At 45.4% G+C, this 12,862-nt stretch carries 15 protein-coding genes; all 15 read right to left on the bottom strand.

All coding sequences use genetic code 11. From position 1 onward, the window contains the following. Positions 1-39: 39 nt before the first annotated feature. The gene (gene frr, locus NOM90_RS10170) at positions 40-594 is read right to left on the bottom strand and encodes a ribosome recycling factor (protein WP_255941726.1); all 555 of its coding nucleotides are present in this window, start codon (positions 592-594) and stop codon (positions 40-42) included. Beyond that, positions 594-1,322 (bottom strand): UMP kinase, encoded by a 729-nt coding sequence (pyrH, locus tag NOM90_RS10165; RefSeq protein WP_255941725.1) that lies wholly within the window; start codon positions 1,320-1,322, stop codon positions 594-596. Before pyrH ends, frr begins: the two co-directional genes overlap by 1 nt. 128 nt (positions 1,323-1,450) lie before the next feature. After that, the gene (gene tsf / locus NOM90_RS10160) at positions 1,451-2,098 is read right to left on the bottom strand and encodes a translation elongation factor Ts (protein WP_087800906.1); all 648 of its coding nucleotides are present in this window, start codon (positions 2,096-2,098) and stop codon (positions 1,451-1,453) included. Positions 2,099-2,234: 136 nt separating this feature from the next. Next, on the bottom strand, positions 2,235-2,933 hold the full coding sequence (rpsB, locus tag NOM90_RS10155; RefSeq protein ID WP_255941724.1) for a 30S ribosomal protein S2: 699 nt from the start codon (positions 2,931-2,933) through the stop codon (positions 2,235-2,237). A 253-nt stretch (positions 2,934-3,186) separates the two neighbouring features. Further along, the gene (locus NOM90_RS10150) at positions 3,187-3,879 is read right to left on the bottom strand and encodes a hypothetical protein (protein ID WP_255941723.1); all 693 of its coding nucleotides are present in this window, start codon (positions 3,877-3,879) and stop codon (positions 3,187-3,189) included. Beyond that, the gene (locus NOM90_RS10145; RefSeq protein ID WP_255941722.1) at positions 3,879-4,445 is read right to left on the bottom strand and encodes a hypothetical protein; all 567 of its coding nucleotides are present in this window, start codon (positions 4,443-4,445) and stop codon (positions 3,879-3,881) included. Before NOM90_RS10145 ends, NOM90_RS10150 begins: the two co-directional genes overlap by 1 nt. A 14-nt stretch (positions 4,446-4,459) precedes the next feature. Further along, positions 4,460-4,780, bottom strand: a complete 321-nt coding sequence (locus NOM90_RS10140) for a hypothetical protein (RefSeq protein WP_255941721.1) — start codon at positions 4,778-4,780, stop codon at positions 4,460-4,462. 38 nt (positions 4,781-4,818) lie between these two features. Next, positions 4,819-6,222: a flagellar assembly protein A gene (locus NOM90_RS10135; protein WP_255941720.1), complete on the bottom strand. Its 1,404-nt coding sequence runs from the start codon at positions 6,220-6,222 to the stop codon at positions 4,819-4,821. Between the two features lie 70 nt (positions 6,223-6,292). Beyond that, positions 6,293-7,081 carry a FliA/WhiG family RNA polymerase sigma factor gene (locus NOM90_RS10130; RefSeq protein WP_255941719.1) on the bottom strand — a complete coding sequence of 263 codons (789 nt, stop codon included), beginning with the start codon at positions 7,079-7,081 and terminating at the stop codon, positions 6,293-6,295. A 2-nt stretch (positions 7,082-7,083) separates the two neighbouring features. Then, positions 7,084-7,545, bottom strand: a complete 462-nt coding sequence (locus NOM90_RS10125; RefSeq protein WP_255941718.1) for a hypothetical protein — start codon at positions 7,543-7,545, stop codon at positions 7,084-7,086. 2 nt (positions 7,546-7,547) lie between these two features. Continuing rightward, on the bottom strand, positions 7,548-8,045 hold the full coding sequence (locus tag NOM90_RS10120) for a chemotaxis protein CheD (protein WP_255941716.1): 498 nt from the start codon (positions 8,043-8,045) through the stop codon (positions 7,548-7,550). Continuing rightward, entirely contained in the window at positions 8,038-8,664 is a 627-nt protein-coding gene (locus tag NOM90_RS10115; RefSeq protein WP_255941714.1) for a chemotaxis protein CheC, read from the bottom strand. The genes NOM90_RS10120 and NOM90_RS10115 overlap by 8 nt, the downstream gene beginning before the upstream one ends. Positions 8,665-8,667: 3 nt before the next feature. Then, positions 8,668-9,129, bottom strand: a complete 462-nt coding sequence (locus NOM90_RS10110; protein WP_255941712.1) for a chemotaxis protein CheW — start codon at positions 9,127-9,129, stop codon at positions 8,668-8,670. Between the two features lie 123 nt (positions 9,130-9,252). After that, complete coding sequence (locus NOM90_RS10105; RefSeq protein ID WP_255941710.1) at positions 9,253-11,340, bottom strand: chemotaxis protein CheA; 2,088 nt, start codon at positions 11,338-11,340, stop codon at positions 9,253-9,255. Between the two features lie 29 nt (positions 11,341-11,369). Further along, positions 11,370-12,848 (bottom strand): protein-glutamate methylesterase/protein-glutamine glutaminase, encoded by a 1,479-nt coding sequence (locus tag NOM90_RS10100; RefSeq protein WP_255941708.1) that lies wholly within the window; start codon positions 12,846-12,848, stop codon positions 11,370-11,372. Positions 12,849-12,862 lie beyond the last annotated feature (14 nt).

The following is a 12,862-nucleotide window of genomic DNA, read 5'->3' as shown; positions in this document are numbered from 1 at the left end:
AAGACACAACCCCACCTGAAACGGAGGGGTCGCGGGGTCTTAAACTTCCATAATCTCTTTTTCTTTTGCAGCAATCACTTTATCGACTTCCGCGATATATTTATCCGTAAGCTTTTGAATATCTTCTTGATGCCCACGCGATTCGTCTTCGGAAATTTCGCCTTTTTCCATCTTTTTAATATCGTCATTCGCATCACGACGGATATTACGAACCGCAACTTTACCTTCTTCGCCGAACTTTTTCGTTAATTTAACGAGTTCGCCGCGGCGTTCTTCAGTCAAAGCCGGAATCGTCAAACGGATCGAGTTTCCGTCATTCGATGGCGTAAGTCCCAGATCGGATTTTTGAATCGCACGTTCGATTTCAGCAAGAGAAGACTTGTCCCAAGGCTGAATCATCAATGTCCGAGAATCCGGTGTATTGATATTGGCAAGTTGGTTCAATGGAGTTAATGCTCCGTAATATTCAACTTGTACACGGTCGAGCAGAGCCGGTACGGCACGTCCAGCACGTAATGTGCTCAAATCGCGTTGCAGCGATTGAATCGCTTTGCCCATACGGTCTTCCGCATTTTTCTTCACAGACTGAGGCATTAATCTACACTCCCTTTAACGGTCGTCCCGATCTTTTCACCAAGCACGACTCTTTTGATATTACCTTGTTCGGTAATGGCAAATACGATAAGCGGAATATTATTGTCCATGCACAGGGAAGAAGCGGTCGAATCCATTACACCCAGGTTGCGGCTCAGCACTTCCATATAAGTAAGCTGTTCGAACTTCTCTGCGGTTGGATCAACGAAAGGATCAGCCGAATAAACGCCATCGACTTTATTTTTCGCCATCAAGATCACTTCCGCTTCAATTTCCGCAGCGCGCAATGCCGCAGTTGTATCGGTCGAGAAGAAGGGATTGCCTGTACCTGCTGCAAAAATGACGACGCGGCCTTTTTCCAGATGTCGAATCGCTTTGCGGCGAATATACGGCTCGGCAATTTGCTGCATGGCGATCGAAGTTTGTACGCGTGTCGGCACATCGATCGATTCCAGAGCGTCTTGAAGCGCAAGCGAGTTCATAACCGTCGCAAGCATTCCCATGTAGTCTGCCGTCGAACGATCGATTCCGCTAGCACTACCGGCGATTCCGCGCCAGATATTACCGCCACCGCAAACTACGGCTACTTCTACACCCAATTCTACGACTTCTTTGATTTGTTCGGCAATATCCGAAATCATCAATCCATCGATCCCGTACCCGTTCTGTCCCGCAAGCGACTCACCGCTGACTTTGAGTACCACTCGCTTAAATGCAGGCTGCATCAATTATACCCTCCGCTTTTTTCCGCTATCTGTGGCAAGGAAGGAACCCTGGTTAAAAAAGAAGGAACACCAAGTGTTCCCCCCATGCACAGAAGCTGTGATTGTTCGATTAGTTACAAGATTGCTTTAAATTACTTAACTTGAGCCATAACTTCTTCTACGAAGTTATCGACTTTCTTTTCCAGACCTTCGCCAAGCTCGAAACGAGCGAAACGACGGATCGAGATGTTTTCGCCGATTGTGCTGATTTTTTCGTTCAGCAGTTGCGAAATTGTTTTATCTGGATCTTTAACGAACGACTGCTCAAGCAAGCAGTTTTCTTCGTAGTATTTGTTTACGCGGCCTTCAACCATTTTTTCAACGATTTTTTCAGGCTTGCCTTCGTTGAGGGCTTGAGCTTTCAAGATTTCTTTTTCTTTTTCTACAACTTCAGCTGGAACTTCTTCGCGACGAACGTAAAGCGGGCTTGCTGCAGCGATGTGCATTGCGATATCACGTGCGAAGCTTTTGAATTGGTCAGTTTTGCCGACAAAGTCAGTTTCGCAGTTGATTTCAACAAGAACGCCGATACGTCCACCAGCGTGGATGTAAGATTCAACAGTACCTTCTGTAGCTGCACGTCCAGCTTTGTTCGCTGCTGCGGACAAACCTTTTTCGCGAAGTACGTCTACCGCTTTATCGATATCGCCGTTTGTTTCTTCCAGTGCTTTTTTGCAATCGAGCATACCTGCGCCCGTTCTTTCACGAAGTTCTTTTACTGCGCTCGCATTTACTGCCATTGTTGTTTACCTCCAGATAAGTATTGGTTTTTTATCCCTAAAAAAAGGGCGGTTAAGAGGCTATTCACCACCAACCACCCTCTGATTTAACTCTGCAATGCTGTTAAGCTATACGTCCGTAAGGGCGTCGCCAAACTTATGCAGTTGTTTGTTCGCCTTGATTAGCTTCGATAACCGCTTCTGCAATTTTACCAGTAAGCAATTTAACAGCGCGAATCGCGTCGTCGTTACCTGGGATTACATAATCGATTTCGTCCGGATCACAGTTCGTATCAACGATACCTACGATCGGAATGTTCAGCTTGCGTGCTTCTGCAACTGCGATACGCTCTTTACGAGGATCGATGATGAACAGCGCGCTAGGCAATTTCTTCATGTTTTTGATGCCGCCCAAGAATTTTTCAAGACGATCTTTCTCTTTGCGGAGCAAGATAACTTCTTTTTTAGGCAGAACTTCGAATGTACCGTCTTCTTCCCAAGCTTCAAGCTTTTTCAGACGATCGATACGCTTTTGGATCGTTTGGAAGTTAGTCAGCGTGCCGCCGAGCCAACGTTGGTTGATGAAGTACATGCCGCAACGTTCCGCTTCTTCTTTCACGGAATCTTGAGCTTGTTTTTTCGTACCTACGAACAGAATCGTACCGCCTTCACCAGCAAGACTTTTAACGAAGTTATACGCTTCGTCAACTTTCTTAACTGTTTTTTGCAAGTCGATAATGTAGATACCGTTTCTTTCTGTGAAAATGTAACGGTCCATCTTCGGGTTCCAACGACGAGTTTGGTGACCGAAGTGTACGCCAGCTTCGAGAAGCTGTTTCATGGAGATAACTGCCATTCTCCATACACCTCCTAATGGTTTTGGTTTTTTGATGTACCTCCGCTGAAATCATCTTCTGTGGAGACTCCGCCCCGGGCGAAGCACCTTCCGCAAAATTAATCAGCGTGTGTTTTAACACCGTTTATTAGTTTATCACAATGCTCTACACTAAGCAATGCCTAAAAGCGATTATTTTATACGTTTACGATTTTGTTTTGAAATCAAAAAAGCCGCTGATCCCTAGATGGAACGAGCAGCTTTCAATCAAAGATTATTCATTTTTTGGCGTTGAAATTTCAAGAATGATATCGGCAAAAGAATCGTCTTGGCTAAACGAATAATTGCCTATCTGCAATTTGCCGCTTACTCCAGCTTGCTGCGCTCGGCGTTCAAATGCGGCTGCATCGTCTATAATGCCTGCATTGGCTAAGGCTTGAGATACATTTTGCAAATTCATGCCACTCTGAATTTCAAAAGATACGTTCGATGACTCTGCAGCATTTGACTTTTGCGGGGTCACGTTACTTGAAGACGCTGGCTTATTGGGCGTTGCAGGCGCTTGAGTTTCTGTGTCTATATCTGCATCTGCTGTTTTTTCAGGTGCTGTAGGCGTAGCTGAAGTATTCGGCTTGGAAGGTTCTGATGAAGTCGGCTCCTCGCCAGAATCCGGCGTTTCTGCCGCATTGGACGATGGAGTAGAAGGAGCTTCAGTGTCCGGTTCTTCTGGCTGTTCTGTAACTTCTGTAGAAGCTGGCGTATCGCTTGCAGGAACTTCTGCTGAATCAGAAGGATTCTCTTCCGTCTGCGTGGCTTGTTCTTGATTTTGCGCATCGTTTGTCGCAGACTCAATGTCTGTAGGCAACGTTTCTCTGCCGCTTTGCGCAAGCAACATGAGTTGCAGCAATAAAGCTCCGGCGATAATGCCAATTCCAAGACCTAGCATAAACGAACGGTTTTTAAACACTATCCTTCCTCCCTTTTCGCTAGACGTAAAATCAGTTGAATTTCGCCGCGTTGAAGCCCAACCACTTTGGCGATTGCATCTACCGATTTTCCTTGATCGTGTAGCTCAAACAGTTGAGGATAACGCTGTCGAACAGAATCTTCGGGTTCTGGCAATACTTCCGGCTCCGGCGGAGCGGTTACCGCTTTTTCTAACAACTCATTACGAAGCTGAACAGCAGCTTGTTGAGCAATCCGCAGATCGGCAGAAGACAACTGCTCGATTTTCGCTTCATGCTTGCCCGAAGTTTTCTCCATATCGGCAAGTCGTCCGCGCATATCCGCAAGCTGTTCTTGCAACGCCGATTGCTTTGCTCCTGTTTCTTGTCGAATTTGTACCAACAAGTTAACCAGATCATCATTTTCTTTTTCCATTTCAGCCATATACTGTTCTAGCGTTTTCTCAACTTCCCGAACCATTCGTTCATTACCGAGAGGTTGGTTAGCCGTTTTGCTTTTCGGAATCAAAAAAGCATATATAACAGCAGCGGCACCAAGCAGAACTACATAAAGCCAGGCATCGTTCATCTCAAATTCCTTTCTTACAGCGACAAGTCCAAGTGTTTCCCTTTAAAAGGATGCGGTGCTGCAACCACAATCGGTCCAGCTTCCGTTTCACTGTGATGGGATTCTTTGGTTCCATGCGGATCTTGATGATTGTGACTTTCTTCGTCTTTGCGAATATTGGCGTCTGTTGCAGCCTCCATTGTAGGTGCACTCCGATGCCTTGAACGTTCGATTTCTGTAGAAGCTTGTCCAGCAAGTTGAGCTTGATCGATGATTGGACGCTGCATTTGATCTTGGTGAATCCGACTGTTTTCTGGAGCCCGGTGAACCGATAATTGAACTTCAATCGCTTTCATAATGAAGCACCCCTGTTCTTAAACAATGGACTCGTTAGTTACCGGTTAACACTCATTACAATATCGCCTTCCAAGTATTGGAACGATACGTGAGATGACGTTTCTTTTAAAAACTTCGTATAACGACCAATCATGATCTTGGCTCCGCCATAAATGGTATCGGTGACGATTACTTTTGCACGGTCACTATCTTCAAGAATCTGTTCGATTTCAAAAATACGTTCTTTGCAGTGAATCCGTTCTTGTTCCTGTTTACGCTTGGTTACACTAAGTTTGGCACGAAGAGCAAGCTTGTCTCCAGACAAATTGCCTGCCGAAGCCATTTGGTCGAGCATGTTTAACGCTTGGGTCGTTTTTAGCATATTGTCCGCGGTTTCCCGCAATGTTTTATGTAGGTCTGCCAGCTCGTTGCGAAGATTCGGCAGAACGCCTACTTCGATTGCGGTGGGTGTTGCCATATTATTACCGATTGTTTTTGCGGTTACCGTTTCTCCGGCTTGGACACTTCCGCCTACGATCAGGCCTTTCGCGCCGTTACAAACCACATTTTTGCCAGCTCTGATTTCAGAGTGCATAATGCTTTGGGATACGATAATATCTTCGCCGGCTTCAACATTTCCGTCTTGAACAAAAGAGCTCTTCATATTCATGCCGGCTTTAATCAGCCCTTTGTGATAACCAATCACGCCTCCAGCAATTTCGATCGAACCGTCTGCTTCAAGTTCTGCTCCTTCGACACCGCCTTGTACGCGAATGTCTCCTGCAGCTTTAACCCGGAATCCCGATAAGACACTACCGCGAATCACAACCGTTCCTACAAAATCTACATTACCAGTGCTGTAATCGACATCACCATGCACTTCATAGACGTTAAACACATTAATTTTTCCGTTGTCGGTACGACTAACCATACCTTCAATCGTGGCATAAAGCGATGTATGATTTTCGTCCGTCACAACGTTTTTTCCGATTTTGAACCGTACTTCTTTGCCCGGTTTGCAAGCAATCTCTGCTCCCGATACATCTTTACCCGGAGTACCGGGTTTAGCCGGATAACGTCGAGCTAACAATTGACCTTTGCCTACGTTTTTCAAACGGATCAGTTCTTTATAATCCACTTTTCCATCTTCTTTTTCCATCGGTCTAGCTTCATCTTCTTTGTCGAACATAAAATCAATCGTTCCATTTTGACCATCGATTGCCGGAATTCCGCGAGCAATTTCAAGGTCTTGCGTCACATAAAGCTGCGGCGAATTGACAAAACTTCTGATCGCTTCGTCAATAATTCCAAAGGTGACATGCTGTTCAGCTAAAAATTGTTTTAATTCTTGTTCGCTACATGCAAAGTTTTTGTCTGCCTTAACCAAAGTTAAACGTGCAGATAACTTAGATGGTTCGAACGAAACAGCAAGGTGCCCTCCTAAAGCTAAAGGCTCAATCACGGACAATCCCTCTTTTCAACATATGCTTGTCGATGTCCATATGCCCACCGGCTGCTTGCTACTTCAAATCTTATCGATCTTGCATCAGCAAACTTTTTTGTTTATCCAAAGCGCCGCGCAAACGCAAAATCGCTTTAGAGTGCAGTTGGGAAATACGTGAAGGTGACAAGGACATAACTTCAGCAATTTCACTAAGTGATAAATCTTCATAATAAAGTAACGAGATCACGATTCGCTCTTTTTCTGTTAATTTATCAATCCCTTTTGCTAATGCTTCTTTCAAATAAAATTCATTCACTTTATGATCTGGATTTTTGGCTTTTTCATCGACCAATACGGATAACCGTGTCTCTGACTCTTCTTCTCGAATCGGATCTTCCAACGACACCAAAGACATCACGGAGACATCTTGAAGCATTTGTTGGAATTCTTTTTCTGAGATGCCTAAAAATTCGCTCATTTCTTGATCCGAAGCGCCGCGCATATTTTCTTGCTCTAGCTTCTGATAAGCTTCTTCGATCTTTTTGGCTTTTTCGCGTACAGAACGCGGAACCCAATCTCCTTGACGCAGACCATCCAAAATCGCACCACGAACACGCCAAGACGCATAGGTCTCAAATTGTAATCCGCGTTTGTAGTCGAACTTTTCGATCGCATCGATTAAGCCCATGACTCCGTTGCTTGCCAAATCATCTTTAGAAACGTTTTTTGGAAGTCCCACCGCAAGACGCGAAGAGACGTAATCGACAATGGACAAGTGATTCTCGATCAGTTTCTTCTTTGCTTCAACTTCGTCATGCTCTTTCCAGCGGATCCATAAATCCAGGTGATTCAACTGACCGGATTTGCGTTCATCCATTGCTATCTCCCTCCTTCATCCTCTGTAAGATGACGCAAAGCTTTCGCCAGCTCTTCGGGATCTTTTTCTTTCGTCGTTACCAGCTTTGGCGGGTTTAATGGTTGAAATGAATCCACTTGTCCCAATGACTCTTCGGTAATCGAAGTCTTATCCGCATCAGGCTTGAGTAAATCATTCAACTCATCGCTTTCATCTGGTGTGACTAGATCCAGTCTAGCACCTCGCACGTCTTCATTTGAAGCAGTATCTGAGTTCAAAGAACCGCTACCTTTCTGATCTTTAGGTAACGGTTCAAGCGCGCCAAGCACAATACGAAAAAGAAACGCCAAAAGAAACCAGACTGCCGCTCCGATTCCTCCCCGAATCAAACTGGTCACGGGAAGGTTCGTTCGAACCGCAAATAAAAACGTGATAACAAATCCGATCAAAGCAAATATCAGATTGACTCGTATGGTTCCCTTCATCGCTACAATTCCTTTACCCCTTTTTGAACACTGCGTATAGTCAAAATTCCAGTTTCCGAGTTAATTTCTATTGTACGCCCATAATTGGCTCCTGTGTCTTCACTCAGCAAAGAAATTCCTAATTTTTTTAGCATTTCTTTGCAAGATTCAACATTTCTTGGTCCAATTCTCATCGTATCACCACTGCCCGCAAAAGCAAACATTTGAGCTCCGCCTGCCATTTTAGCAATGAGCCTGCGCTTGGATGCTCCAATTTCTACAAGCTTGTCGACCAAAATAGGAAGCGCCGTATCCGCATATTTTGCGACGTTAATCTGATTCTCACGTGCAATATCCGATGAGGGCAGCATAACGTGAGCCATACCGGCTACTTTAGTCTGTGGATCGTATAACGTCAATCCTACGCAAGAACCGAGTCCCGTAGTTCGGAGAATTCCGGCATTCCCAACCACGTTCAAATCAGCCATACCCACTTTGACTAAATTTTGTCCATCAATCATTTTCGAGCGGAACTCCAAGTGCTGTAAATATTTTGTCAAACGATTCTGGGTCCGGAATAAGGAAAAATTGCCCCTCAACCTCATCTTTTCCTTGTACAAATGTCGTGTCGATCAAAAGTGCAGCATCGCCCATCTCTCCAAATTGAATCATACCATAACTGAGGATAGCACCTGCCATATCTACAGCAATTGCAGGAACAGTTGGATACATCGCCAGATTTGTAAAATCGGCTAACGAAGAGAGATAAGAACCTGCTAAAATATTCCCGATCTCTCCAAGTGCCGATTGTTCCATCTCCGTTAATTCAAGCCCTTCTGTAGGCTCAAAAGCACCAAGTCGTTGAAGTAACGATTTACCAGCTTCCGGTCCCATAATATAGAACAGATTACCTGGTGCATCGCCTTCAACGCGGAAAAATACAGTCAGTACGATTTTTTCCGCACCGCCTACTTTTTCAGCGATATCTTCGAACGGAAGAATCTGTACTTTAGGGACAGCCATATCGATCGGTTTATTCAAAAGTTGTGATAACGCCGTGGCAGCGTGACCTGCACCGATATTGCCAACTTCCTTCAATACATCAAGCTTAAATCCTTCCAGTTTCGAAAAGATTTCCATAACTTAGTCCTCCAGTTGTTCAAGGTGTGCCACTTCACCCCGGTTTAGCACTTCTGCTAAATTCAACATGATCAGCAAACGATCTTCTCCGACTTTTGCTACACCATCGAGGTATTTGGCTTTTACTCCTCCAACAACTTCAGGCGGCGAATCGATATTATCGCGATCCAGATCGACGACATCATTGGCAGCATCAACGATAAAGCCAACTTCCATATCCCCTACAGCAACAATAATGATTCGAGTTTGATCCGTGTATTCCGGCTCTTCTAGATTAAAACGTCCTCTTAGGTCAATAACCGGAATAACAACACCTCTCAGGTTAATAACACCTTTGATAAACGAGTAAGTTTTGGGTACACGGGTGATCGGCATCATACGTTCGATCGTGCGCACTTTATCAACATCGATACCGTACTCTTCATTACCCAATGCAAAGACAATTACCTTAATTTGTTCTGCCACAAAAAATCCCCCTTTATTGAGCCTTCGCTCTTGGACCGCATAAATGACTCCGCTTGGTGCCCGATTTTTTAAACCTTCGAACACCACGCGGTATATTGTCTTCAGTAAAAGTATTGACCTTAATTACTTAATGAGCGCATTCGGATCAAGAATCAAAGCAACTTGACCGTCGCCGAGAATCGTCGCACCGGAAATCCCTTGAACTTGCGGCAAGTATTTTCCGAGGTTTTTGATGACGATTTCGTTTTGTCCAATAAACGAGTCGATCGCAAGTGCAGCCAATCGATCCCCTTTACGAATCACGACGATTTCGGTTTCCTCTTCATCTTCTTCACTATAATCCGCAGCGTCGAAGAATTGGCTAAGCGACATCAATGGAATATGGGCTTCGCGATAAGGAATCAGTTTGCTGCCGTGTACGTTTCGAACTTGCTCTTTGCGAATAATGCCAGTCTCTACGATAGAAGACAATGGAATCGCATATTTTTCGGAACCAAGACGAATCATCATTGCAGAAATGATCGACAATGTCAGAGGAAGTTGAACCGAGAACAACGTTCCTTCTCCAAGCGTCGAAGTCACAGCAACATGACCCCCAAGCGTAGCAATCTTCGATTTTACAACGTCAAGCCCTACGCCTCGACCCGAAATATCGGAGATCACTTCAGCTGTACTGAACCCTGGAGCAAAGAGCAATTGATACACTTGCTCGTCTGTCATCGAACGTGACTCTTCTTCGGTAACGACTCCTTTTTTAAGTGCAGAAGCCAAAATTTTGTTGCGGTCAATTCCTTTACCATCATCTTGAATTTCGATAAAGACGTGGTTGCCGCTGTGGAATGCTCGGAGTTGGACTGTACCTGTCTCCGGCTTACCTGCTGCAACACGCTCAGCAATCGACTCGATTCCGTGGTCAACCGAGTTTCTTAGCAAGTGAACAAGCGGATCGCCGATTTCGTCGATTACCGTACGGTCTAGCTCTGTTTCAGCACCGGTGATAACCAAATCAAGTTTTTTGCCCAGCGTTTTCGCCAGATCTCGTACCATCCGCGGGAAGCGGTTGAATACCGTATCGATCGCGACCATCCGAAGCTTCATGACGATGTTTTGCAGATCGCTACTTACGCGTCCCATATGTTCGACAGACTCGGTCAATTCTTGGCTTTTGATTTCTGTTGCCAATTGTTCCAAACGAACACGGTCGATCAGCAGTTCGCTGAACAAATTCATCAATACATCCAGACGCTCAATATCAACGCGGATCGTACGAGAAGGAGCAGCCACGACTTTTTTAGCTGCAGCAGGTTTGTCGTCTGCCACTGCTTTGCTTGTAGCCGGTTCGGTTGAAGCAGCTTCCTCGGAAACTGCTGGAGCGGAAGTGGCTTCTTCAACTTCTTCTTTCTCCAATTTTTCTGCTAATTGAGCCAGGGTGTCTGCATCGATAGAAGCCATTTTGGCATCTTCAATTTCGGACAGATTCAAAATCATGCTACGCAATTCTTCTGGATCTTTTTCGGTGATGAAGTAAAGAGAGAAACTGCGTTCGAATTTCTCTTGTTCGATTTCTTGAACGGTAGGATGCGACTTAACGACTTCACCACTACGTTCCAACAAATCGAAGACCATGTACGCGCGTGCCGCTTTAAGCTGACAATCTTCACGGATAGAAACTTCGATATAGAGTACGCGATGTCCTGCCGCTAACGATTGTTCGAGAATCGAATGTTGGAACTCGTCCAACTGAATCTGCTCTTTCGAAATTGCATTTCCTGAAGAGGTCGCTTGAGTTTTTGAAGATCCCGCAGCGGAAGCTCCGCTTTCGCCAGGAATTTCTCCACGTACGATTGCTTGAAGGGATTCAACGATCGCACTAACGTCAGCTTTACCTTGTCCGCCTTGCGTAATGTCTTGCACCATAGCTTCAAGAGCATCGAGACTTTTGAACAACGTGTCGAAAATAAAGTTTTGCATTTTCAACTTGTCGTTTCGAACCAAATCAAGCACGTTTTCCATCTGGTGCGTTAAAGCAGCCAAATCTTCGAAGCCCATCGTAGCCGCCATCCCTTTCAGCGTGTGTGCCGAACGGAAAATGACTTGTACGATTCCGATGTCTTCCGGACTTCCTTCTAACTCCAACATTTTTTCATTCAGTGATTGCAGATGATCATTCGACTCATCAATAAACATGGATAAATATTGGTTCATGTCCATTGCGAGACACCTCCTCCATTAAAGTGCAGTTAAGATTTGACGACCTGGTTCAATTTCGTTGCAATTTGAGGCAGCGGAAGCAAGTGCATGACACAGTTTAATTCGGCAGCCGAACGTGGCATACCGTAAACTACGCAGGTCTCTTCGCTTTCTGCAATCGTGGTGGAAACGCCCGAGTCGTACAATTTCTTCATTTCTTTTGCCCCATCACTTCCCATTCCGGTCATGATGACGGCGTGCCGACGAATATCATTCATCGGCAGCAACGAATCGAACATGGCTCCTACAGAAGGTTTATGACCATTCTGTGGGGGTGCATCCGATAACTCAATCGCATACTGTCCGTTACCTGAACGTTTAACCATCAAGTGGTGACCCCCAGGTGCGATATAAGCTGTTCCTTTACGCAATGGCATTCCATGCTCCGCTTCGACAACCTCAAGTGGGCTCAATGTGTTAAGACGCTGTGCCAACGAATGTGTGAATTTCGGTGGCATATGCTGAACGATCACAATTGGGGCTGGAAAAGAAGCAGGAATATTTTCAAGCAATTCTTTGAGTGCTCTTGGGCCGCCCGTTGAACATCCGACCGCTACGATCTGGTCGATATACTCACCACCGGAGGCCCGGTTTCCTGATGCAGGAGGTACAACCGGACGTTCGGGAACTTTACGTTCCGTCACTTGCGTTTTAGGCGTTGTTGTCAAAGGCTTAGAAGTCGAACCTACCGGTTCCGTGCTGATTGGCTTTTTATCTAAAGATGTAGAACTTCGTGATGTTGGAAGCTTTTTTTCTTCATTTGTTTTAATAGGGCGATTCAATGATGCTGAAGCAGGAGGAACAGGTGAAACGGAAGGCTTCGGCTTCGCTGTAGGTATCGGATTTCGCTGCGGTGCTACCGGCGCGCTTCCGGAAGGAACATTTTTCTGAGGGCGAGCTTCAGAAGCCGGCGGATCGATCTTTCGACGAGGTCTTTCAAAAGCCCGCTCTTCTGGCTGCCGCTTCTCATGCGTTGAAACTTTTAATTCTTCATCTTGCGTTTGACTTTGCGTGTCTTCAACGATAGCTGTCGAAGACAACGTAGGCTTTTTATCTTTTCTCCAAGCCGAATCGTGCACCGCTGCATGCAATTGACGAAGCAGTGCCTCGCCTACCGCTTCGATGTCTTGAGAGTTCGATACAGAAGGTTTACGGATGAAGTCGAAAGCACCTGCTTCCAGCGCCATAATTGTTTCTCGCATACCTTCTTCGTTGATGCCCGACAACATGATGACAGGAAGCGGATATTCGCGCATGATATGTTGCAAAGATTCAAGCCCGTTCATTTCAGGCATCTCTACGTCCATCGTGACAATATCCGGTTTGAGTTTTTTTATTTTCTCTACGGCTTCTATACCGTTTTTTGCTGTGTCTACGACTGCAAATGATACATCTCTTTCAATCAGGTCGGATACGATTTTCCGCATAAAAGCGGAATCGTCGACCACAAGTACGCGATATGGCGTCATATCCTCAACTCCCG

The sequence above is a fragment of the Saccharibacillus sp. JS10 genome (assembly GCF_024436065.1).
Lineage (GTDB): Bacteria > Bacillota > Bacilli > Paenibacillales > Paenibacillaceae > Saccharibacillus.
The sequence above is the reverse complement of the archived record's forward strand: the minus strand, read 5'-3'. Positions and strand labels throughout refer to the sequence as shown.

What these genes read in the sequence shown, in the direction of transcription:
- NOM90_RS10140 (WP_255941721.1), bottom strand. Translation starts at nt 4,780, where the DNA reads ATGAAAGCGATTGAAGTTCAATTATCGGTTCACCGGGCTCCAGAAAAC.
- NOM90_RS10100 (WP_255941708.1), bottom strand. Translation starts at nt 12,848, where the DNA reads ATGACGCCATATCGCGTACTTGTGGTCGACGATTCCGCTTTTATGCGG.
- NOM90_RS10145 (WP_255941722.1), bottom strand. Translation starts at nt 4,445, where the DNA reads ATGAACGATGCCTGGCTTTATGTAGTTCTGCTTGGTGCCGCTGCTGTT.
- tsf (WP_087800906.1), bottom strand. Translation starts at nt 2,098, where the DNA reads ATGGCAGTAAATGCGAGCGCAGTAAAAGAACTTCGTGAAAGAACGGGC.
- rpsB (WP_255941724.1), bottom strand. Translation starts at nt 2,933, where the DNA reads ATGGCAGTTATCTCCATGAAACAGCTTCTCGAAGCTGGCGTACACTTC.
- NOM90_RS10105 (WP_255941710.1), bottom strand. Translation starts at nt 11,340, where the DNA reads ATGGACATGAACCAATATTTATCCATGTTTATTGATGAGTCGAATGAT.
- NOM90_RS10115 (WP_255941714.1), bottom strand. Translation starts at nt 8,664, where the DNA reads ATGGAAATCTTTTCGAAACTGGAAGGATTTAAGCTTGATGTATTGAAG.
- NOM90_RS10125 (WP_255941718.1), bottom strand. Translation starts at nt 7,545, where the DNA reads ATGAAGGGAACCATACGAGTCAATCTGATATTTGCTTTGATCGGATTT.
- NOM90_RS10120 (WP_255941716.1), bottom strand. Translation starts at nt 8,045, where the DNA reads ATGATTGATGGACAAAATTTAGTCAAAGTGGGTATGGCTGATTTGAAC.
- NOM90_RS10130 (WP_255941719.1), bottom strand. Translation starts at nt 7,081, where the DNA reads ATGGATGAACGCAAATCCGGTCAGTTGAATCACCTGGATTTATGGATC.
- frr (WP_255941726.1), bottom strand. Translation starts at nt 594, where the DNA reads ATGCCTCAGTCTGTGAAGAAAAATGCGGAAGACCGTATGGGCAAAGCG.